This window comes from Halomonas sp. QHL1 (assembly GCF_001882345.1).
Lineage (GTDB): Bacteria > Pseudomonadota > Gammaproteobacteria > Pseudomonadales > Halomonadaceae > Vreelandella.
Window position 1 is genome coordinate 926677 of the sequence record NZ_MINL01000001.1, and the last position, 20321, is coordinate 946997.

General features: G+C 53.3%; 19 protein-coding genes and 1 rRNA gene. 6 read left to right on the plus strand and 14 right to left on the minus strand.

What is annotated here, in order from left to right:
* Window positions 1–107: 107 nt before the first annotated feature.
* The 6 genes from QHL1GM_RS04205 to QHL1GM_RS04230 all read right to left on the minus strand — a co-directional run bounded on the left by QHL1GM_RS04205 (window position 108) and on the right by QHL1GM_RS04230 (window position 5158).
* Entirely contained in the window at window positions 108–977 is an 870-nt protein-coding gene (locus QHL1GM_RS04205; protein ID WP_071693352.1) for an OmpA family protein, read from the minus strand.
* Between the two features lie 338 nt (window positions 978–1315).
* On the minus strand, window positions 1316–1774 hold the full coding sequence (locus tag QHL1GM_RS04210; protein WP_071693353.1) for a DUF2489 domain-containing protein: 459 nt from the start codon (window positions 1772–1774) through the stop codon (window positions 1316–1318).
* Window positions 1775–1906: 132 nt separating this feature from the next.
* Window positions 1907–2824: a heme o synthase gene (gene cyoE / locus QHL1GM_RS04215; RefSeq protein WP_071693354.1), complete on the minus strand. Its 918-nt coding sequence runs from the start codon at window positions 2822–2824 to the stop codon at window positions 1907–1909.
* A gap of 14 nt (window positions 2825–2838) precedes the next feature.
* Window positions 2839–3891, minus strand: coding sequence for a heme A synthase (locus QHL1GM_RS04220; RefSeq protein ID WP_071693355.1), 1053 nt, complete (start codon window positions 3889–3891; stop codon window positions 2839–2841).
* A 32-nt stretch (window positions 3892–3923) separates the two neighbouring features.
* Window positions 3924–4433, minus strand: a complete 510-nt coding sequence (locus tag QHL1GM_RS04225; protein WP_071693356.1) for a hypothetical protein — start codon at window positions 4431–4433, stop codon at window positions 3924–3926.
* 5 nt (window positions 4434–4438) lie between these two features.
* Window positions 4439–5158 carry an SURF1 family protein gene (locus QHL1GM_RS04230; RefSeq protein ID WP_071693357.1) on the minus strand — a complete coding sequence of 240 codons (720 nt, stop codon included), beginning with the start codon at window positions 5156–5158 and terminating at the stop codon, window positions 4439–4441.
* Between QHL1GM_RS04230 and QHL1GM_RS04235 the strand changes: the two genes are divergently transcribed.
* On the plus strand, window positions 5157–5348 hold the full coding sequence (locus QHL1GM_RS04235) for a DUF2909 family protein (RefSeq protein ID WP_071693358.1): 192 nt from the start codon (window positions 5157–5159) through the stop codon (window positions 5346–5348). The two genes, QHL1GM_RS04230 and QHL1GM_RS04235, sit on opposite strands and share 2 nt — an antisense overlap.
* Before the next feature lie 5 nt (window positions 5349–5353).
* Here the strand turns inward: QHL1GM_RS04235 and QHL1GM_RS04240 are convergent, their stop codons facing one another.
* From QHL1GM_RS04240 to QHL1GM_RS04260, 5 genes are all read right to left on the minus strand, one after another.
* The gene (locus QHL1GM_RS04240) at window positions 5354–6214 is read right to left on the minus strand and encodes a cytochrome c oxidase subunit 3 (RefSeq protein WP_071693359.1); all 861 of its coding nucleotides are present in this window, start codon (window positions 6212–6214) and stop codon (window positions 5354–5356) included.
* A complete protein-coding gene (locus QHL1GM_RS04245) occupies window positions 6211–6858 on the minus strand; it encodes a cytochrome c oxidase assembly protein (RefSeq protein ID WP_071693360.1) in 648 nt (215 codons plus the stop codon). The genes QHL1GM_RS04240 and QHL1GM_RS04245 overlap by 4 nt, the downstream gene beginning before the upstream one ends.
* Before the next feature lie 41 nt (window positions 6859–6899).
* Window positions 6900–8534 carry a cytochrome c oxidase subunit I gene (gene ctaD / locus QHL1GM_RS04250; protein WP_071693361.1) on the minus strand — a complete coding sequence of 545 codons (1635 nt, stop codon included), beginning with the start codon at window positions 8532–8534 and terminating at the stop codon, window positions 6900–6902.
* A gap of 48 nt (window positions 8535–8582) precedes the next feature.
* Window positions 8583–9695, minus strand: a complete 1113-nt coding sequence (coxB, locus tag QHL1GM_RS04255) for a cytochrome c oxidase subunit II (protein ID WP_071693362.1) — start codon at window positions 9693–9695, stop codon at window positions 8583–8585.
* A gap of 126 nt (window positions 9696–9821) precedes the next feature.
* Entirely contained in the window at window positions 9822–10067 is a 246-nt protein-coding gene (locus QHL1GM_RS04260; RefSeq protein ID WP_368087060.1) for a DUF2970 domain-containing protein, read from the minus strand.
* Window positions 10068–10197: 130 nt separating this feature from the next.
* Between QHL1GM_RS04260 and QHL1GM_RS04265 the strand changes: the two genes are divergently transcribed.
* Window positions 10198–10413: a hypothetical protein gene (locus QHL1GM_RS04265; RefSeq protein WP_071693364.1), complete on the plus strand. Its 216-nt coding sequence runs from the start codon at window positions 10198–10200 to the stop codon at window positions 10411–10413.
* A 27-nt stretch (window positions 10414–10440) separates the two neighbouring features.
* Here the strand turns inward: QHL1GM_RS04265 and hrpB are convergent, their stop codons facing one another.
* Window positions 10441–12879, minus strand: a complete 2439-nt coding sequence (hrpB, locus tag QHL1GM_RS04270; RefSeq protein WP_071693365.1) for an ATP-dependent helicase HrpB — start codon at window positions 12877–12879, stop codon at window positions 10441–10443.
* A gap of 7 nt (window positions 12880–12886) precedes the next feature.
* Entirely contained in the window at window positions 12887–13561 is a 675-nt protein-coding gene (locus QHL1GM_RS04275; RefSeq protein ID WP_071693366.1) for a TetR/AcrR family transcriptional regulator, read from the minus strand.
* Window positions 13562–13750: 189 nt separating this feature from the next.
* Here QHL1GM_RS04275 and xdhA point away from each other — a divergent pair, with 189 nt between their 5' ends.
* Genes xdhA through guaD form a run of 4 tightly spaced genes read left to right on the plus strand, consistent with a single transcriptional unit; the run spans window position 13751 to window position 19817 of the window.
* Window positions 13751–15220 (plus strand): xanthine dehydrogenase small subunit, encoded by a 1470-nt coding sequence (gene xdhA / locus QHL1GM_RS04280; protein WP_071693367.1) that lies wholly within the window; start codon window positions 13751–13753, stop codon window positions 15218–15220.
* Window positions 15204–17627: a xanthine dehydrogenase molybdopterin binding subunit gene (gene xdhB / locus QHL1GM_RS04285; protein ID WP_071693368.1), complete on the plus strand. Its 2424-nt coding sequence runs from the start codon at window positions 15204–15206 to the stop codon at window positions 17625–17627. The genes xdhA and xdhB overlap by 17 nt, the downstream gene beginning before the upstream one ends.
* Window positions 17624–18499, plus strand: coding sequence for a xanthine dehydrogenase accessory protein XdhC (xdhC, locus tag QHL1GM_RS04290; RefSeq protein WP_071693369.1), 876 nt, complete (start codon window positions 17624–17626; stop codon window positions 18497–18499). The genes xdhB and xdhC overlap by 4 nt, the downstream gene beginning before the upstream one ends.
* Window position 18500: 1 nt before the next feature.
* Entirely contained in the window at window positions 18501–19817 is a 1317-nt protein-coding gene (gene guaD / locus QHL1GM_RS04295; protein WP_071693370.1) for a guanine deaminase, read from the plus strand.
* A gap of 231 nt (window positions 19818–20048) precedes the next feature.
* Here guaD and rrf read toward each other — a convergent pair.
* A 5S ribosomal RNA gene (gene rrf / locus QHL1GM_RS04300) occupies window positions 20049–20164 on the minus strand.
* Window positions 20165–20321: the final 157 nt, after the last annotated feature.

A 20321-nucleotide genomic window follows, 5' to 3' on the forward strand; every position in this document is an offset into this window, starting at 1 on the left:
CCTACCGCTTAAAATAAAAACGGGAGGCATAAGCCTCCCGTTTCTTTACCTGTGGATTGCAGTTAGCCAGTTATAGGTCGTCTACAAACCTCAGAAGATAAGTGAACTTAGTTCCACTCATCCAGTTCAACGCGACGGTTCTGGAAGCGACCTTCTTCAGTCTCATTAGAGGCTACCGGCTGCTCTTCACCGTAACCTACTGCACGCATACGGTTAGCTTCTACACCGCGACTTGCTAGGTAGCTTGCAACAGACTCAGCACGCTCTTGTGACAAGTTCTTGTTGTACTCATCAGAACCACGTGAATCAGTGTGGCCTTCGATGCTTACGCGAACATCAGGGTTACTGACCAAACGCTCAGCAACACCGTTCAGTACGTTCTGGGCGTTAGAAGTTAACTGTGCAGAATCAAATTCGAAGTTAACATCTTGAAGAACAACGCTGTCCGGGCAACCCAGTGCGTTCACTTCTACGCCAGCAGGCGTGTTCGGGCACTGATCGCGGTAATCCGGAACACCATCATTATCGGAATCAAGCGGGCAGCCGTTAGCGTTAACTTCTACGCCAGCAGGAGTACCTGGGCACTGATCACGGTAGTCAGGCACGCCGTCACCGTCAGAATCTAGCGGGCAACCTTCAGCGTCAACAGCAACACCAGCCGGCACTTCGCCATAGCTTGGGCACTGCGGAGCAACCGGCTCAGGAGTACGATCAGCACACAGTAGACCGCCGATAGCCGCACCAGCAGCTGCGCCAGTGGCAGCACCGCTCTCTTCATCTGAACTGCTGCTGGTGGCGTAGCCAATGCTGCCACCGATAACACTGCCCGCCAGGCCACATACCGCAGGGTGCTGGTACCAGCTACGGTCGCTGCTAGCGCTTGCTTGGCCGGAAGACTGTGAGGCCGAGCTGGCACAGCCAGATAGACCTACTACCAGTGCGGAACCGATTAGCAAGCCAGTCGTTGATTTTTTCATGCAAGACTCCTTCTTGATCCAATGCTGAAATGGTCATAATTGACCAAATCTGTCCAATGCTTCTTATTTGCGAGAGCATCCATTTTTCGCCTGTCCTATATCAACAGCCAATGCACCAAGCTCCCAGTAGCCACGTACTAATCACTCAAAACATAGTCAATACAGAACGGTGTGCCTATCATTAACGCTTAAGCGCTAGAAGGCAACAATGCCAAGATATCAACTTCTTGCCAATACCGACATCATTCAGCATAGCAAAATTGCCACGATGAGCACTAAAAATTAGTTTGCTATGCATTTTGGCGGTTTTAATCGCTCAAAATCAATATTTAATGCAGCTAGTTTTTATCTGCAGAACGCCATGTTAACACTGCTCGTGCAGCTTCCAACACGGCTTCACGCATGTCATTTTCAACCATCAACCGCTCTTTGTCTTCCTGCATACGCTCGCGGGGTGACAACTGCTGACGGGCGGAATGCGTATTCAGATGCTGAGTGCGGCTATAGTGCTCAGCAAAGGCTTTAAATTCAGCTTTTTCCGTCAAGCTAGGATCAATAATCTCCAGTAGCACCTTACAGCGCCAGGCGCCCTCGGTAATATCGACCTGCTCCTGAACCAGCGCGCTCGCAACATAATCGAGATTTTCTAAGCTATTTTGCTGAGCGCGAGCATCTTCGTCGCGCCGGTAAGCTTCTCGGCGACTTACCTCTTTACGTAAAGACCACGCGTAGAAACATAGCCCTATAATCACCGCAATCGCCACGGCCAGTAATACCAGCGCTATCGTTGAGTTCATGAAACTCCTCATTAAGCGAATAAATTACTTAACGAAAATTGTACACCCTTATACCACCATTAAGCCAATAGCATCGAGACTTGAGCTCGATCTAGCTGAATGGACGGCCTACAGATCACTTTCTGCGCAGGGCTACCAGATCAGCGCCGCAGTGTAGTGATCGAGTATTAGCGCACCGAAAACACCTAACAGGTAGCGAATCGAGAACCAGAATGCGCCGATAGGGGCAGTGGGATCCTGACCACGCCACACTCGCCAATTCCAAACCATAAAGCGTGCATTGAGAAACAGCACAATGAATAGATAGAGTGCGCCACTCATGCCTATCATCACTGGCAATAAAGTGGTTAGCACGGTGAGCCATCCATACAGCCAAATTTGCAATCGCGTAAAAGGAATCCCGTGAGTAACAGGCAGCATGGGAATGCCCGCCCGGGCATAATCGTCACGCTTATGAATGGCCAGCGCCCAAAAATGGGGTGGCGTCCAGGCAAAAATAATCAGCATCAGCAGCAGCGGTTCAGGGGTGATTTGTCCTGTGATAGCGACCCAGCCTAAAAGTGGTGGTGCTGCGCCCGCCACCCCACCAATAACGATATTTTGTGGCGTAGCCCGCTTTAAAAAAGCGGTATAAATCAGCGCATAACCAATTAGAGAGGCAAAGGTTAGCGCAGCCGTTAAGTGATTAACCTGCCACGCCAATAGCACAACCCCCGCGACAGAAAGCAAGCAAGCCCATCCCAGAGCGATCGCCACGGGTAACCGCTTACTTGCCACAGGACGGCGAGAAGTTCGCGTCATTACCGCATCCAAGCGGCGGTCGATGACATGATTAAAAGCGGCCGCACCGCAAGAGGCCAAGCCGATTCCGGCTAGCCCCAGGATGACGTTTGCCAGCGGTGGTAAGCCTGGGGTGGCTAATGCCATCCCTACGGCAGTACACACCAACATAACGGCCACCACTTTGATTTTGCATAGGCCAAGTAGCTCTTTCCAGCCCCAAACCATAGAAGGCAGTGCCGTGGGCAGCGTCATTGTTATATTTCGCATGGCATGCTTCCTTTTTATTGAGCGATTACATTGTTATAAGGTGATTGAGTGGTCGTTGAGTAAGCAGCATTCGCTTGGTAGCGCCAACGCCACCACGCCCAAACGAATCCGGCGGCCAACGCAATGGCGCCAGCTGTATGCAGTAGCGCCAGCCATAGCGGCAACCAAAGCAACACATTGGCAACCCCCAATGCAGCCTGTAGCGCATACAAGCCAACGACTATCGCGAGCGGCCTTGCAACACTCTGCCAATGCCGATAACGCCACCAGAGCGCTATTATTCCGACACCAAGCAACAATGCTCCCAGGCGATGAACCACTTGAATCGCGGTACGTGCATCGGCATGCAACTGCCCATGCAAGTAATTGGGCCCTACAGTCTGGGTAAGATGAAAGCCTTCGCTGATGTCCATCGCAGGCAGCCACTGGCCATTGCAAGTCGGGAATCCTTGGCACGCGATACCGGCATAATTGCTGGATACCCACCCACCTAAAGCCAACTGCACTACTAGCAAAAATGCCGCGACACCCCACCAGCTACTGGCGCGGCGAGATACATTTTTCGGTTTTGGCGTCACCACTAGACGTAAGCGTAGATGCAGCCAGAAGAACAGCAGCAGAACACTCAAACCGCCTAACAAATGAAGAGTAACGACCTGAGGCCATAATTTAAGCGTAACGGTGAAGGCCCCAAAGGCACCCTGGAGCAAAATAACCACTAGCAGCATCAAACTCTGGCGCCACGGGTAATTGCGACGATGACGCAACGGCCAGCCCAAGGCTACAACGCTAATGACCACCAACCCCAGCAGCGTCGCGATATAGCGATGGACCATTTCTACCCACGCTTTAAATGGCTCTAAGGGAACATCGGGATGACGAAGTGTGGCGAGATCAATATCGGGAACTAATAACTTGCCGTAGCAACCCGGCCAGTCAGGACAACCTAAACCAGCATCGACTAAACGCGTCCAGGCGCCTACCAACATGACTACGGCGGTGAACAGAGTACCTACCAGCGTTAATCGCACTAACCAGCGCAAGCGGCGCTCAAATGAATCGTGCATGGCGTTTCCTTAACAGCAGAGGCTAGCGCGCTTTATTGAGGGTTCACTTTAAGTAGATGCTGGATATCCTCAAGCACATACTTAGTGGCGACATTGGCTTCAAAGGCCAGTGCTGGTCGCCCCATAGGATCAAGCAGCCAAACCGAATTGTCTTGACGCCATGAGGGCAAGTGCTGCCATTCGCTGGTCATTTCTCCCGGTAGCGGTTCAGGATCCCCGCCAATCCGTAAACGGGTCAATCTCGGCGCTTCGCGTCCCAAAGCCCGGTGTAAACGCCAAAACTCATCCTTACGCTGCTCGCACTGTTGAGCGCAGTCAAAGGCCAATATCCACTCCTCTTGGCTATTGACCGCAGCTGTTGTTAAAGGCCACTCGTCAAGCATGGGCAATTCCAGATCCACATTTCCGTGAGCGGTATGGCGATCTGGGATACCGATGCGTAGCTCGACCATTCCCCAAGCCGCGACCATGGGTAGTGTAAATATGACAAAAATAAGGATTAACTTGAGCCGCTGACGGCGAATGTGCTTGGCGTCCTGCATACTTTTCACCTCTGTTTATTTTTATTAACTAAACTCTTTTTATCGGCGCCATCGCGACGTAATTTATGTCCGCCAATAACCATCACCACCAAAGCTGCCAATGCTAGGCCCCACCACTGAAAGGCGTATCCCATATGCCGGCTGGGCGGCATCACATTGGCTTCCCACCATGGGCTCAAGACCCCATCGCCTTCGTTGGCGTGCAACCAGCCTGGGTAGCTAAACGCACCTAGCGTAGCGTGCCAAGGTTCAAGGCTTAGCTGCTGCAGCCTTTCCCCTTCTCTATTTTCACCATATAGCGGCCCACCGGCCTGAACCTCCTGCCACTCGCCAGTCAGCTCAACCGTGCCGCTGGGTGTGGCTGTCTGAGGCGTTTCACGACGCGGTCCGGTGGCTAAAAAGCCACGTTGTACCAGCCAAAGCTGACCGTTACTATCACGCAGCGGGGTTAGTACTGCCACACCCACTCTTCCGTCTAGGATGCGATTATCCAAATAGAGTGTTTGCTCAGCCAAGTACTGACCGCGCAACGTTACCTGGGCGCCTTGAGCAGGCTGCTCGGTAGGTTGCACCAAGGCTGGCGCTGCATCGCGTGCGGCGATAGCTAACCGCTTGTCATCTGCCCGCTCCCACTGCCATAGTCCTAAACTGATACCTAACGCTACCAGCAAACTCCAGAACAGACACCAACTATAAAAACGCCATTGCCGAGAGGGTTTTATCATGTGGTTACAATTACTCATTGCCGCCGTGTTTATCGTGATGGTTATCAGCCTGGCCATGGGCGCCGCTTTCCTGATACGGGATAACGCTTCGTCCCGCCGCCTGCTACTCTCTCTCAAATGGCGAATTGGTTTAGCCTGCCTGCTCATGGCCCTTATTATTTTTGGCTACTGGTCGGGCCAGTTAGGCTAATACGGCTATAAGACATAGACAAAAATAAACAGCCCAACCCATACCACATCAACAAAGTGCCAATACCAGCAAGAGGCTTCAAAACCAAAATGGTTTTCGTCGGCGAAATGCCCTTTAATAATGCGCACCAGCATGGTGGCTAAAATCAGCGTGCCGATAATAACGTGCACCCCATGAAACCCGGTCAAAATAAAGAACGTCGCACCAAAGATCCCAGCTTCTAGGGTAATTCCGTAATGCGCGTAGGCCTCGTAGTACTCGACACCTTGAATAAATATGAAACAGAACCCCAGTAGCACGGTGCCCGTTAGCCAGTTGCGGCATGTTTTCCTGTCACCCACTTTTAAGGCTTCGTGGGCAACAGTGAGCGTGATGCTGGAGGTAATCAAAATCAGCGTATTAACAAGAGGGAGCTGCCACGGGCTAAATACTTGCTGGGGACCTGAAATAGACGTGTCTGGCGGGTTCAACAGCGGCCATGTTGCTACAAAGTCAGGCCACAGTAATGCGGAAACACCTTTTGCGCCTTCTCCCCCTAACCATGGAATAGCAAACATGCGTACATAAAACAGTGCGCCAAAAAACGCGGCAAAAAACATTACTTCCGAAAAAATAAACCAGCCCATGCCCCAACGAAATGAGCGATCCATTTGGGCATCGTACAGGCCTCCCCGAGACTCGCTAATCACGTCACGGAACCAGAGCGCCATAACAGCGACAATGCCCACCACACCGATTAGCACCAACGGCAAGCCCGTATCGTAGACGAGTTTGATACCCGTACCGACCATCATGGCGCCTAAGGCAACCGAGCCAAGAACAGGCCATCGGCTACTCGCTGGAACATAATAGCTACCACTGCTCATATCGCTTCTCCCACCGCTTTATTGTTCTTGGAACTGCTCTTGGAATCATTCTGAGGGTCGTTATTCGAACTGTTGTTGAGCGTATTATTCAAAGTGATGTTTTGAATCGCACGCTCTACCGGGTACAAGGTATACACCAGCGTAATGGTATTAATATCGTCGGGAAGGTCTCTCGCCAACTGGAAAACGAGCGGGATAGTCAGTCGCTCATTGGCCGCCAACTGCTGCTCCTGAAAACAAAAACAGCTGATTTTACGTAAATGTGTCGTGGCATTGGAGGGCGACACGCTGGGCACTGCCCGCCCCCAGCTTTCGCTATGACTATTGTTGGTAAAGGTAAAATCGACTTCCGCCATTTGCCCTGGGTGCACGCTCATCTGGCGCATTTCAACGCTCATTTTCCACGGCAGGCCTGGACTGCCCCGAGTGATAAATTGCACGTTTATATAACGCGATTCATCCACCTCTTCATGCACGATGCTTTGCGCCGTGGCATCCACCTTGCCGTTAAGGCCGGTGATTTGACAAAAAACGTCATAAAGCGGCACTAAGGCAAAGGCAAAACCAAACATACCGACCAGTGCGGCGACTGTCCTAATGACCGTACGGCGCACCCCCACTTTTGCCTGATCTTGATCGTCCATAACACCCCTTAGGCCCAGTGGCCCGTGTGGTTTATGCTTTTTTAGTGCGCCGTACGATGAAACACAGGCGGCGTTTCAAACGTATGCAGTGGCGCAGGACTAGGTACCGTCCACTCCAAGTCCACTGCGCCCTCCCAGGCTTTTGCTGGCGCTTTTTTACCACCGCGGACGCACAGTATGACTACCAACACGAATAGCAGCTGTGATGCACCGAAGAAGAAAGCGCCAATACTTGAAAGCAAGTTAAAGTCGGCAAATTGAAGAGCGTAGTCTGGGATTCGCCGCGGCATACCCGCCAAGCCTGCGAAGTGCATAGGGAAGAAGGTTAGATTGACACCAATAATCGAGAACCAGAAGTGCCACTGGGCCAGCTTCTCATTGGGGTAGTGTCCGGTCCATTTAGGCAGCCAGTAATAGACCCCCGCCATAATGGCGAAGATCGCCCCAGGGACTAACACATAGTGAAAGTGGGCAACGACAAAGTAGGTATCGTGATACTGAAAATCCGCCGGTGCGATCGCAAGCATAAGCCCTGAAAAACCGCCGATGGTAAACAGCACCACAAAGGCCAGAGCAAATAGCATCGGTGATTCAAAACTAATCGAACCGCGAAACAGTGTGGTTACCCAGTTAAACACCTTAACGCCGGTTGGCACGGCGATCAGCATGGTGGAGTACATGAAAAACAGCTCTGCCACCAAAGGCAGACCCACCACAAACATATGGTGAGCCCAAACCAAAAATGACAGCAGTGCAATGGCCGCCGTGGCGTACACCATGGAGGCATAGCCAAATAGCGGTTTGCGGGCAAAGGTGGGAATGATCGCTGAGACAATCCCAAAGGCGGGTAGAATCATGATGTACACTTCGGGATGCCCAAAGAACCAGAATAGATGCTGAAACAATACCGGGTCCCCACCGCCTGCGGCGTCGAAGAAGCTGGTGCCAAAGTTGATATCCATCAACATCATTGTGATGACACCTGCTAGTACCGGCATTACTGCGATTAATAGGAAAGCGGTAATCAGCCATGTCCATACGAATAGCGGCATATCCATTAAACGCATGCCCGGCGCACGCATGTTTAAAATGGTCGCGATGATGTTGATGGCACCGAGAATGGAGCTAATACCGGCAATATGCAGGGCAAGGATAAAGAAGGTTGTCGAGGGTGGAGCAAAAGTCGTCGACAGCGGCGCGTAGAATGTCCAGCCAAAATTAGGGCCGCCGCCGGGCATGAACAGGGTTGAAAGCAACAACGTAAATGCCACTGGCAACAGCCAAAAACTGAAGTTATTCAACCGGGGCAACGCCATATCTGGCGCGCCAATCTGCAGCGGTATCATCCAGTTGGCTAACCCGGTGAAAGCAGGCATGACCGCAGCGAACACCATGATCAAGCCATGCATGGTGGTCATCTGGTTGAAAAACTCCGGGTCAACCAACTGCAAGCCGGGTTGAAAAAGCTCTGCCCTGACCACGAGGGCGAATATCCCCCCGATGAAAAACATCGTCAGCGAAAAAATAAGATAAAGAGAGCCGATCTCTTTGTGATTAGTGGTCAGCAGCCAGCGTAAAATACCTTTGGGTGGCGCAGCGTGACCATGACTTTGGCCGTCGGCGACGGCCGTAGTGCTATGTTGCAGCGGGGGCTGTGGGGGTAGTTTGGGCGCCATGTGACTCTCCGAAATATTGTTGTTGTCTGATTGAGTGGCAATCCAGGGTTATTGGGCTATTAATTCAGCCACTTCAGATGGTTGCACCACATCTCCCGTATCATTACCCCAAGCATTGCGCGAATAGGTGACCACAGCGGCCAACTCAACCGGATTCAAGGTGCTACGAAAAGCGGGCATCGCCGCGCCCGATACGCCGTTTATGACCTTATCTAGATGCCAATCCACATCATTGATGAGCTGTTCGTTATTCGCCAGCGCGGGAAAGGCGGGGGGAGAACCTTGGCCTTCAGCCTGGTGACAAGAAGAGCAGATTGATTGATAAACTGATTCGCCCCGCTCCACTAGCTCATCCATCTCCCACTCCCGGTCAACGCCCATTGCTTCTTGTTCAGCAGCCTCTTTCCGCTCGGCCAGCCAACTTTCAAATTCATCTTCTTCTACAGCATGCACCACCACAGGCATAAAGCCATGATCAATACCACACAGCTCGGCACACTGACCGCGGTAAATACCCGGTTCGTTGATTTTCACCCAGTTCTCATTGATAAAGCCGGGAATAGTATCCTGCTTAACCGCTAAGTCCGGCACCCACCAAGAGTGAATAACGTCGTCGGAGGTCATCAGAAAGCGTACTTTACGGTTAATCGGTAGTACCAACGGCTCATCAACCTCTAATAAATAATGCTCCCCGCGGGTTTCTTCGCCGCTGATTTGTGTTCTCGGCGTACTCATATTTGAGTTAAATGCTACATCCTCGCCAAGATACTCATAGCGCCAACGCCACTGCTGACCGGTAATCATTACGTCCAACTCGGCGTCAGATGAGTCGTACATATTTTTTAAGGTTGCGGTGGCAGGCACCGCCATACCCACCAGAATCAAAATGGGGATGGCGGTCCATAACACTTCCACACTGGTATGTTCGTGAAAATGAGCAGCCTTTGCACCCTTGGAGTGGCGGTAACGAAACAGGGAGTAGAACATTGCTCCAAATACCAACACGCCAATCACGACACATATCCAAAAAATGGTCATGTGCAGGCCATAAATATCGCTGCTCACATCTGTTACGCCAACGGGCATGTTCCAGCCGTTCGACTGAGCCTGCGACCCGCTTGCAGCAAGGGATATGGCCATTAGCCACCACCGTGAACGCATAGTTACCTCCAGTTTATTGTTGTTATTACTTATCGTTAGATTAGGACAGGGTTAAATGAGATATTAGCAGTATAGAAAATATGTGCCATTCGTCACGTTTTGCTTATTTAACGCTATCAACGCTTTTCAGCGGGCCGCAAACATGGCCAAAAAAATAAGTAGCAAAACAAACAGTAGCGTAATTACCACACCAGTGAATAGATAGGCTGCTGGCCTACCACTACTAAAGTCTTCCTCCCGCTTTTGGTTGCTCTGAACGCCTAGCAAGGCTGCTAGCACTGACTTCACCACCGACCACATAGAACCTCCGAGGGGATTAGAGCTCTCGCATTTATGCAGGGTTGAGAGGTTAACCTCTATTATCATAGGCATACATAAGCATTACGTCAGGGTAATGAGGCGAAATCTAAGTATTTACAGCCAGGCAAATGACTACCTATAGTTTCTCAATGTGAGATACTCAGCTTATTCTCAGGATCAGCGCCACCCATTGGAGTGCCTTATGCTCAAGCGCCGCCTCGCATTACCCATTGTTGCGTTATTTGTTTTTGTTCCGCTGCTATTAGCAGGGTGTACTACTTATACATGGCCCGACGGCTCACAGGAAACCGTTATTGGTGTTGTGCCTGAAGAGGAGAATCAACGCTACGAAGAAGAACGGGTAGACGGAGTACGCTACCGCATTCCAGACGAGATTCCGGAACAGCGCAGCGAATAAACACCTGTGTCGCGATAACTAAAGCAGTCACACCTTGCGCTTAGTGTGCGCAGTGGCGGGTGCCATTAGAGGATCTTCTGGCCAGGGGTGCTTCGGATAGCGACCGCGCATCTCCTTGCGCACTTCAGGGTAGCCATTTTGCCAGAAGCTGACCAAGTCCTGAGTCACTTGCAGCGGTCGACGCGCAGGCGAAAGCAGATGAATCATCACGGCAACGCCACCATCCACAACGGTAGGCGTTACCCGCCAACCAAAGGCCTCCTGCAGTTTCAACGCTAATACAGGCGGCCGATGGGAAAGACACGGCAGGTAGTCTAAACCAACCTGCTTGCCGCTAGGAACCTCAAGCGTTAGCGGGGTTAAGTGCTCAAATTCGCTTTGCGCCTCCCAGCTCAGTGAATTGAGCAAATAGCGGTCTAGCGGCAATTTCTCAATTTGACTCAGCCGTTTAATACCAACCAGGTAAGGGGCTAGCCAGCTCTCTAGTGAAGCTAATAGCGCTGGATCCGACCAATCGGGCCACGCCTCCCCCCGGTGTTCAGAGAGCAGCGCCATTCGTCCTCGCAACTGCTGTAGCTTATCGCCAAACAACTTTTCAGGGTGCTGACGTAGCGCGCTCAATAACGCCTCTTTTACCGCCTCATCAGGTAAGTGGGCTAAAGGTCTTTTGGCAATGGTAAGGCTACCATGTGCCTGCACCTCCTCACCGAATAAACGCCCCTCTTCTTGTGACCACGTTACCCGCGGCTGCCATTGGCGAATACCAGGATATAGCGAAAGAATTGATTCAAGTGACAACGGCTCGGCTGTGCTAATACGCACCTGATCTCCCACCGAACTATTGAGCGAGACGGCAACCAAAAAGGGCTGATGCGCCAGGGTATCGCTTAAAGGCAGCGTAGCGGTTTTGCCATTCGCAAGCCGAAAGTTACCGGGATTTATTTGCTGGCCAATACGCTCTGGGAAGGCCAGCGCCAAAAGTGGTCCAAGCGGCTCTAGCACGGCGTCACTCAGCCCCACTCCCGCTATTTTAGCCAACCTAAGCGTTTCGCGCTGCCAACCGGGAAAGCGTTTAGGCTGACGAAGACGCAGTGCCAAAGCATCATGCAGCGATCGCTCGGTACTGTCTCGCTCCTCCAGCAGTGCAGCTACCCCACAGGCCAGCGGCACAGCATTGAAGTCAGAAGCTCGCTCCAGCATCACGGCCACTCTCGGTTCAACTGGCCACTTGGCACAGCGGCTACCTAGAGGAGTAAGTTTATGCTCGTGATCTAACACACCTAATTGCTCTAGCAGCGATTGACCACTGCGCCAGGCACCCTCCGGTGGCGGCGTTACCCAACTTAACGCTTGGGGTGACGCGACGCCCCAACACGCCAGTTCGAGCGCCAGCGATGAGAGATCCGCTTGCTGAATTTCCGGCTCACCATAAGGCACCAACGGCTGCTCCTGGGCCCAGAGCCGAAAACAACTGCCCTCCCGCTGACGCCCTGCACGCCCCCGACGCTGATCGGCACTGGCGCGATTGATCCGCCGGGTCGTTAAACGGGTTAGCCCGGTACGCGGCTGAAAAAGCGGCACTCGCTCCAGACCACCGTCAATCACCACATTCACACCATCCACGGTAATGCTCGATTCTGTGATGGCGGTGGAGACAATAATTCGCTGTGTTGGCGTGTTCGCGGCCAACGCTTCCTGCTGTTCAGCAATACTCATTCTGCCGTGCAGCGGCCGAACCACCATATGGGGCACCGTATTTTCCAGCGCCTGAACCAAGCGATTAATTTCGGCGACACCGGGCAAGATCACCAGTATGCCTTGAGTATCAGGCAGTGATAGTGCTTCCTCGACCACCCGAAGGGCGTGGCTAACGCTCTCCTCACCCCTTAGGGCAGGCCGATACGTCGTCGTCACCGGATACTGGCGGCCATGGCACTCAATAACAGGCACCTGCTCGCCCAACACCCGTTTGAGCGCTTCGACATCCAGGGTTGCCGACATCACCAGTAAGCGCAAATCATCGCGAATACTGGTTTGCACATCCAGCGTTAGGGCCAAGCCCACATCGGCTTCTAAACTGCGCTCATGGAACTCGTCAAAGATGATCCCGGCAACGCCTTCTAACAGCGGATCATTTTGCAGCATTCGGGTGAGTACGCCCTGGGTGACTACTTCTAAACGGGTTTGCGCGCTCACACAGCTATCGCCGCGCATGCGGTACCCCACCGTCTGGCCAACGTTTTCACCCAATTGCTGGGCCATAAAGCTAGCTGCCAAACGCGCGGCTACCCGCCGTGGTTCGAGTAAAAGAAGCTTTTGACCTTTGGCCCAAGCTTCTTCAAGTAAACATAGCGGTACGCGCGTGGTTTTCCCCGCCCCCGGCTGGGCAATCAGCATCAGTCGATTATGGGTGGCAAGGACGGTTTTGAGCTGATCAAGATACTGATCAATAGGCAAGTCGCTCATCTGAGGCTCACTTTTCCACCCCGTAAGCGTCAATACTCGGCTTGGGTACAGGTGCAGTGACACCGCAGCCTTTTAGAATAACGTGCTCAAGAAAGGCGGAGATGGATTCAAGATCATCTTCGGTTAACGCATCACGGCCTAGAATACCGCTGACCTGGGCACTATATTCAGTATAGTGCTGGGTGGAAGACCAGATTAAGAAAATTAGCCACCTGGGGTCGACAGCATCCATTTTTCCCTGGACGGACCATTGGCGAATGATCTTGGCACGAGAGGCCACCCACTCACGCAACTCGCCTGCCAAATAATCACTTAAGAAGGGAGCACCGGCTAAAATTTCCGCCGCAAAGAGCTTTGAGCCTTCAGGGTAGCGCTGCCCAAGCACCATTTTTGTGCGTATAAAGTCGCTAAGTACCGTCGCAGGATCACTCTCAGGGGTAATGTCCTCAAGCACTTCGTTCCAGCGGCGCATCATGCGGTTAAGCAGGCGCACGTAAAGCGATTGCTTACTGCCCATGTAGTACAAAATATTGGCTTTGGGAAGACCTGCTCGATCAGCGATCACTTGCAAACTCGCCCCGCGGTAGCCGTGTTGAGAAAACACCTCCTCAGCAGCTATCAGAATACTTGCTTCTATTCTTTCCCGGCTTGGGCTTTCATGAGTGGCAGATACGGCGGTCATTAACAGTATTCCCCAATAGCGTGAATGGATAGGCTGATTGCCCCAAAAATTAGCATTTCACACCAGCTTGCCCCACTCCTGTGCAGCGAGCAAATACTTGCAAGGCAGGGCATTTTGTCCCAAGCTCAACCTATATTGACCGATCGGTCAGCACCATCCCGGTCTATTACAACGACAGTGGAGTTCGGCATGGCAACGATTGCGTTCCTGCTCAATGGTACCCCCCAGCGGTGTAACATTTCACCCGACACCAGCATTTTAACTCTATTACGTGAGCATTTGGCCCAAACGGGTACCAAAGAGGGCTGCGCATCGGGCGATTGCGGCGCTTGCACCGTGGCGATTGGCGAATTAACGGATGGCACGCAGAATTTCGCCAGCGCGAATGCGTGCATCACGCCTGCCCACCAACTACAGGGTAGACACTTGGTCACCGTTGAAGGGTTGTCGCAAAAAGGTCATTTGCACCCGGCCCAGGAAGCGATGATCGAATGCCATGGCAGTCAGTGTGGTTTTTGTACGCCGGGTATCGTTATGTCACTTTTCACCCTGCATAGCGACCTTAACCAGCGCCCTGCTCCGCTGTTGCAACAACTGTCACCAGAACGCCTAGAAGCCACCCTGGGCGGAAATTTGTGCCGCTGCACAGGTTATCGTCCTATCCGCGATGCAGCGCTACGTATGAACGATATTCCCTACGAGCGCCCACTTTGGTTCGACGCGACGCTGCCAGCGTCAGAAAGCGACACTCAATCCACTGATTCGTTAGGAACAGCGCCTTTTTTTGCTCAGCCAACGTCTTTGGAAGGGCTAACGCAATTGCGTCAAGCAGCTCCCCAGGCGCGCTTGGTGGCAGGCGGCACTGACCTCTGGCTGGAAAGCACTCAGCGCCTGGCGCCGCTTGATCAGTTGATAGACGTTTCTCGGGTTGCCGAGCTACTAACAGTCGAAGAGGCTACCCATGGACATCAATCCGGCTGGTGGATAGGCGCCGGGGTTACCTATACCCAGCTTGAGCCGCTATTTGAAACGCACTTTCCTGCGTTTGCTCATCTGCTGCACCGGCTTGGTTCCCAGCAAATTCGTAATCGGGGAACCCTGGGTGGCAATATCGCCAATGCTTCCCCTATTGGCGATACGCCCCCCGTGCTACTTGCCCTGGGTTCTCAGGTAGAGCTTGCTAGCACAAAAGGCAAGCGTTGCTTAGCGCTGGAGGATTTCTTCCTCGATTACAAAAAGACCGCTTTGGCGGCTGATGAAGTCGTTTCGCGGATTTTCATTCCGCAGGCGGTTGAGGCCAGTCAACTGCGCGTATGGAAGCTCTCCAAGCGTCGCGAAGATGACATCTCTGCGCTACTCGGTGCCTTTAGCTACCGCGTTGAGCAGGGTATCTTGCACGATGTAAGAATCGCTTTTGGCGGGATGGCTGCGACTCCTAAACGTGCGAAAGCTACCGAAGCAGTCCTCGAGGGGCGCACCCTGACTGCGGAAGCCTTTCGCGCCGCTCAGCAGGCACTAGAAGGTGATTTCCAGCCCATGAGTGATGTGCGGGGCAGTCAAGATTATCGCCAACAAGCCGCCAAGAATTTGCTTGAGCGTCTCTATCTTTCCCTTTCAGCGCCCGACCACGAGGTGATGCTCCATGCGTACGCTCACTAAACTGGACGGCGATAGCAGCCGTGCCCGCCGCGAACTACACGACCACATCCAAGGCTCTGGGCCCTTGGCACGCCATACGGTGGACAGTAGTGGTCAGCGACAGGCGGGAAGCGCAAGTTTTCACGAGAGTGCCGAAAAGCACGTCACCGGCAAAGCCGCTTATATTGACGACTTGGCACTGCCCGCCGACGCCCTGCATGTGGCGCTTGGTCTATCCCCCGTCGCCCACGGCACCTTAACGCGGCTTGATCTCAGCAAGGTGAAAGAGGCACCTGGAGTAGTCGATGTTATTACCTTTCATGAGGTACCAGGGCATACCGATATCGGGCCGGTCTTTCCGGGCGATCCTATTTTTGTCGATCAAGAGATCAGCTACGCAGGCCAATGCCTCTTCGCCGTTGCCGCAACGTCGCTGCAGGCCGCACGCCGTGCCGTTAAGTTAGCCGCCATTAGCATCGATGAGCAGCCTGCCAGTTTAGACCCAGTGGCCGCGACGGAGCGTGAAGAGTTTGTGCGCCCGACTCATGTGCAGACCCGTGGTGATTGGCAGCAGGCGCTTGATCAAGCGGAACAGATTGTTGAAGGCGAGCTGTTCGTCGGTGGCCAAGAGCACTTCTATCTGGAGGGCCAGGCATGCGTGGCTCATCCTACCGAAGATGAGGGTGTTATCGTCCACACCTCCAACCAGCACCCCAGCGAAACCCAGAAGCTGGTGGCGGAGGTGCTCGATATTCCTTTTCATGCAGTGACCGTAGAAGTACGCCGTATGGGCGGTGGCTTTGGTGGCAAAGAGACTCAGGCGTCTCCTTGGGCGTGTATTGCCGCGATTATTGCCCGCCGCACCGGCAAGACGGTTCGACTCCGCTTACCGCGCAGCGAAGATATGCGCGCCACGGGTAAACGCCACCCCTTCCATAACCGCTACCGACTGGCTATTGATGCTGAAGGCGTTATTCAGGGTGGTGCGATCACGGTGATCGGTGACTGCGGCTACTCGCCGGATCTCTCCGACGCTATCGTCGATCGCGCTATGTTCCACGCCGACAACGCTTACTCGCTGGGGGATGCCCAGGTAGTCGGTCATCGCGCAAAAACCCACACCGCCTCTAATACCGCATTCCGGGGCTTCGGTGGCCCCCAAGGTATGATGATTATCGAAGCGGCCATGGATGATATTGCCCGCCAGATTGGTGAAGACCCACTGACCGTACGTAAGCGCAACTTCTACCGCGATGGCCGCGAGATGACACACTACGGCCAGCAGGTCGACCAGCGGCAACTCCTACATACACTCGTTGAAACCCTCGAAAGCGACAGCGATTACTGGGCTCGGCGCAAAGCGGTCAGTGACTTTAACGCCACCAGCCCTGTGATTAAAAAAGGACTGGCGCTTACCCCGGTTAAATTTGGCATTTCGTTTACCGCCCAGCACCTTAATCAGGCGGGTGCCCTTCTGCATGTTTACACCGACGGCAGCGTGATGATCAATCACGGCGGTACCGAGATGGGCCAAGGGCTACATACTAAAATTTGTCAGGTAGTAGCTAGGGAGCTGGGACTGGATCTGGAGAAGGTGCGCATTACCGCTACGCGAACCGATAAAGTTCCCAATACCTCACCTACCGCTGCCTCTAGCGGTGCTGACTTGAACGGTATGGCCGCGCGGGATGCCGCCAGCAAGCTGCGAGAACGCCTGTTTGATTTTGCCACCGCGCACTATTCAGAGGGCTTGGATCGCGAAGGAATGCGCCTAGAAGATGGCATGCTAGTGGCCGGGTTCGGCGAAAGCGAACGCACTATACCCTGGGGTGAGTTGGTGCAAACCGCCTACCTCAATCGCATATCGCTATCTGAAAAAGGTTTCTACGCCACGCCGCTTATTCACTATGATCGTTCAGTTGGTCAAGGCCGACCCTTCTACTACTACGCGTTTGGCGCGGCAGTGGCAGAGGTAAGCGTGGATACCTTGAGCGGTGAGTATCAGGTAAACCGTGTCGATATCTTGCACGATGTGGGTGATTCACTAAATCCCGCCATTGATATTGGCCAGGTGGAGGGCGGTTTTATTCAAGGAATGGGCTGGTTAACCAGCGAAGAGCTTAAGTGGAACGACAAAGGCGTGCTGGTCACCGATGGTCCGGCGACCTATAAAATCCCTACCTTTGGTGATCTACCGCCTATCTTTAATGTCGCACTACTGGAGGGGCACCCTAACTCCATGGCCAGTCTCTACCGCTCAAAAGCAGTAGGCGAGCCCCCTTTTATGCTGGGCATTTGTGTCTGGTCGGCGCTACGTGATGCGCTATCGAGCCTGACTGATTACGCCCTCTCACCTCACTTAGATACACCGGCCACGCCGGAGCGGGTCATGCTGGCAGCCAACGCTATCAGGAAGAAAGTGCTGTGAGTTCTAGTCAAAATCCAGAAAGCTGGCATGCGGCGCTACACCGCTTACAGCGCGATGGCATACCGCATGTACTAGCCACTCAAGTGACCAGCGCAGGCTCAACACCCCGCGAGCCTGGTGCGCGCATGGTGATCACCGACGATGCGATCTTCGATACGCTAGGTGGCGGTACCTTTGAGTGGCAAACCATTACCGCTGCACGCGCTTGTTTGACAGAACAACGCTACGGCCTCAGCTTAGAAGCCTTTTCTCTGGGCGGACGAAGCGGTCAGTGCTGTGGTGGGTTCGTTAATATCCTTTTGGAAGCCTTTCCAGGCACTACAACGCACATCGCGATCTTTGGTGCAGGGCACGTAGGGCAGCAACTGATAAAGCTAAGTGCGCCGCTTCCCTGGCAGTTGCACTGGCACGATAGCCGAAGCGATGCGTTTGCCGAACAGTATCATCAGCAGCCACGACTTAGCTGTTATTCACTCCAAGACGCACAGCAAAGTGTTGCCGCCTTGCCTGCAAACACCCATTCGCTGGTATTGACGCATAACCATGACGAAGACTATGCCCTGATCGCCGCGCTGATCGAGCGCGATGAAGTCGCGTCGATTGGGCTGATTGGGTCTGACAGCAAATGGGCGAGCTTTGAAGGACGCCTCAAGCGCGATGGTTACTCCCCCGATCAAATTGCGCGGGTGCGAAGCCCCATTGGACGCATTCACGACAATAAGCTGAGTAATAAAACGCCCTACGCGATTGCTTTAACGGTGGTGGCTGAACTGCTTTGGCTAACGGACACGCCCTCTTTTCAAGAAAACCGCGGCCTTGACTCCCAGGCAGTGCGAACGCTAATGACCGACTCTCCGACGACCCCGAGTTAATATGAATTCTTCTACCGATACGTTCATTCGTGCCGAATTGATTAGTTTTGCCCGTGACCCTGGCGATGGCAATACGCCCGAACCGGGCAGTTTAGAGCATTACGGCGACGGCTTGCTGTGGTTGAAAGGCCAGCATATTCATGCCGTCGGCCATTTCGCCGAACTCTCACCTTCACTACCCAAAGGTGCTGACGTTGTCGATTATCGTGACAAATTGATTATGCCGGGGTTTATCGATACCCACGTGCACTATGTGCAGCTGGATATCATGGCTTCTTATGGCCGCCAACTACTTGACTGGCTAAACGACTATACCTTTCCGGAAGAGTGTCGATTCGCTAATCATGCCCATGCAGAAGCGCTGTCTAACGCTTTTTTGGATGAGATGCTGCGCGCCGGTACTACCACTGCCCAGGTATTCGGCTCTAGTCATCCCGGCTCCGTGGATGCATTTTTCACCGCCTGTCAAAAACGCCAGCTGCGTATGCTGGTGGGCAAGGTATTGATGGATCGTAATGCGCCTGAGGCGCTGATGGACGGTGCATCTGGCATTGCTGACAGCGAACGACTTATTGAGGATTGGCACGGCAATGGCCGACTGGGCTATAGCGTAACGCCGCGCTTTGCGCCGACTTCAACTAAGACGCAAATGGACGCTGCCGGTGCCCTCTTACGTAATGACCCTAGCCTTTGGTTACAGACACACTTGGCTGAAAACAGCGGGGAGTTAGACTGGGTAGCCGAACTTTTCCCAGGCAGTCGCGACTATTTGGCCGTTTATGAGGAGGCAGGCTTAGTCGGCCCCCGTAGCACCTTCGCCCATGGCATTCATCTCGATAACGGCATGCGCACGCGCTTGGCGGATCGAGGCGCCAATATTGCTTTTTGCCCTAGCTCCAATCTCTTTTTAGGTAGCGGTTTATTTGATCGGGAAGCAGCCAAGCAGACAGGCATGGCATTTACCTTTGCCAGCGACATTGGCGCAGGCACCGATCTATCAGGATTTGGAACGCTTAAAGCAGCCTATCAAGTGGGTCAACTAGGCGGACAGCCCCTTACCGCATGGCAGGGGTTTTATGGCTTAACCATGGGCAATGCAAAAGCTCTCTCGCTGGATAGCCATATCGGTCAGCTCGCTCCAACCCTTGAGGCTGACTTTGTGGTGATTGACATCCAGGCAACATCGCTACTCTCTCGACGAATCAATCATTGCACAACGCTTGGTGAGCGGCTGTTTGCGCTAATGATGCTGGCGGACGACCGCGCTATTTATGAAACCTGGGCAGGCGGGCAGTGCCAGCATCGAAGGGATAAGTAATTATTAGCTTTTAAAGGCCGCCTGCCAGGGGGCTTTTTTACTCATTTTTCTTTAACGCAAACAAAAAACCCAGCCGGGTGGCTGGGTTCTTCGTTGAATAGGTGCCTGACGATGGCTGGGCCGGCCATCCGGCGGCCGGCGCTCCGGGACTCTCCATGGGGAGACCCCTTGGTTTTCTTTCGCACAATAAAAATACCCCAGCTTCTTTCGAAGCTGGGGTACGGTATAGGTGCCTGACGATGACCTACTCTCGCATGGGGAGACCCCACACTACCATCGGCGCTAAGCGGTTTCACTGCTGAGTTCGGCAAGGGATCAGGTGGTTCACGCGTGCTATGGTCGTCAGGCGTAACTGTTAATGCATATCATGCTGACGAGCGTTTGCTCAAGTGTGTGCGTCTCATGGTGCCGCCCTCGCTGTTGCTGGGGCCACACGCTGCGTATCCGGCTTTTTAATGTTGCGTCATCATTACGACCAGACCCCTTGGGTGTTATAGGGTCAAG

What these genes read in the sequence shown, in the direction of transcription:
- coxB (WP_071693362.1), bottom strand. Translation starts at nt 9,695, where the DNA reads ATGCGTTCACGGTGGTGGCTAATGGCCATATCCCTTGCTGCAAGCGGG.
- QHL1GM_RS04210 (WP_071693353.1), bottom strand. Translation starts at nt 1,774, where the DNA reads ATGAACTCAACGATAGCGCTGGTATTACTGGCCGTGGCGATTGCGGTG.
- QHL1GM_RS04220 (WP_071693355.1), bottom strand. Translation starts at nt 3,891, where the DNA reads ATGCACGATTCATTTGAGCGCCGCTTGCGCTGGTTAGTGCGATTAACG.
- QHL1GM_RS04235 (WP_071693358.1), top strand. Translation starts at nt 5,157, where the DNA reads ATGTGGTTACAATTACTCATTGCCGCCGTGTTTATCGTGATGGTTATC.
- xdhA (WP_071693367.1), top strand. Translation starts at nt 13,751, where the DNA reads ATGGCAACGATTGCGTTCCTGCTCAATGGTACCCCCCAGCGGTGTAAC.
- guaD (WP_071693370.1), top strand. Translation starts at nt 18,501, where the DNA reads ATGAATTCTTCTACCGATACGTTCATTCGTGCCGAATTGATTAGTTTT.
- QHL1GM_RS04205 (WP_071693352.1), bottom strand. Translation starts at nt 977, where the DNA reads ATGAAAAAATCAACGACTGGCTTGCTAATCGGTTCCGCACTGGTAGTA.
- QHL1GM_RS04230 (WP_071693357.1), bottom strand. Translation starts at nt 5,158, where the DNA reads ATGATAAAACCCTCTCGGCAATGGCGTTTTTATAGTTGGTGTCTGTTC.
- QHL1GM_RS04265 (WP_071693364.1), top strand. Translation starts at nt 10,198, where the DNA reads ATGCTCAAGCGCCGCCTCGCATTACCCATTGTTGCGTTATTTGTTTTT.
- ctaD (WP_071693361.1), bottom strand. Translation starts at nt 8,534, where the DNA reads ATGGCGCCCAAACTACCCCCACAGCCCCCGCTGCAACATAGCACTACG.
- cyoE (WP_071693354.1), bottom strand. Translation starts at nt 2,824, where the DNA reads ATGCGAAATATAACAATGACGCTGCCCACGGCACTGCCTTCTATGGTT.
- xdhB (WP_071693368.1), top strand. Translation starts at nt 15,204, where the DNA reads ATGCGTACGCTCACTAAACTGGACGGCGATAGCAGCCGTGCCCGCCGC.
- QHL1GM_RS04245 (WP_071693360.1), bottom strand. Translation starts at nt 6,858, where the DNA reads ATGGACGATCAAGATCAGGCAAAAGTGGGGGTGCGCCGTACGGTCATT.
- hrpB (WP_071693365.1), bottom strand. Translation starts at nt 12,879, where the DNA reads ATGAGCGACTTGCCTATTGATCAGTATCTTGATCAGCTCAAAACCGTC.
- QHL1GM_RS04240 (WP_071693359.1), bottom strand. Translation starts at nt 6,214, where the DNA reads ATGAGCAGTGGTAGCTATTATGTTCCAGCGAGTAGCCGATGGCCTGTT.
- QHL1GM_RS04225 (WP_071693356.1), bottom strand. Translation starts at nt 4,433, where the DNA reads ATGCAGGACGCCAAGCACATTCGCCGTCAGCGGCTCAAGTTAATCCTT.
- QHL1GM_RS04260 (WP_368087060.1), bottom strand. Translation starts at nt 10,067, where the DNA reads ATGCCTATGATAATAGAGGTTAACCTCTCAACCCTGCATAAATGCGAG.
- QHL1GM_RS04275 (WP_071693366.1), bottom strand. Translation starts at nt 13,561, where the DNA reads ATGACCGCCGTATCTGCCACTCATGAAAGCCCAAGCCGGGAAAGAATA.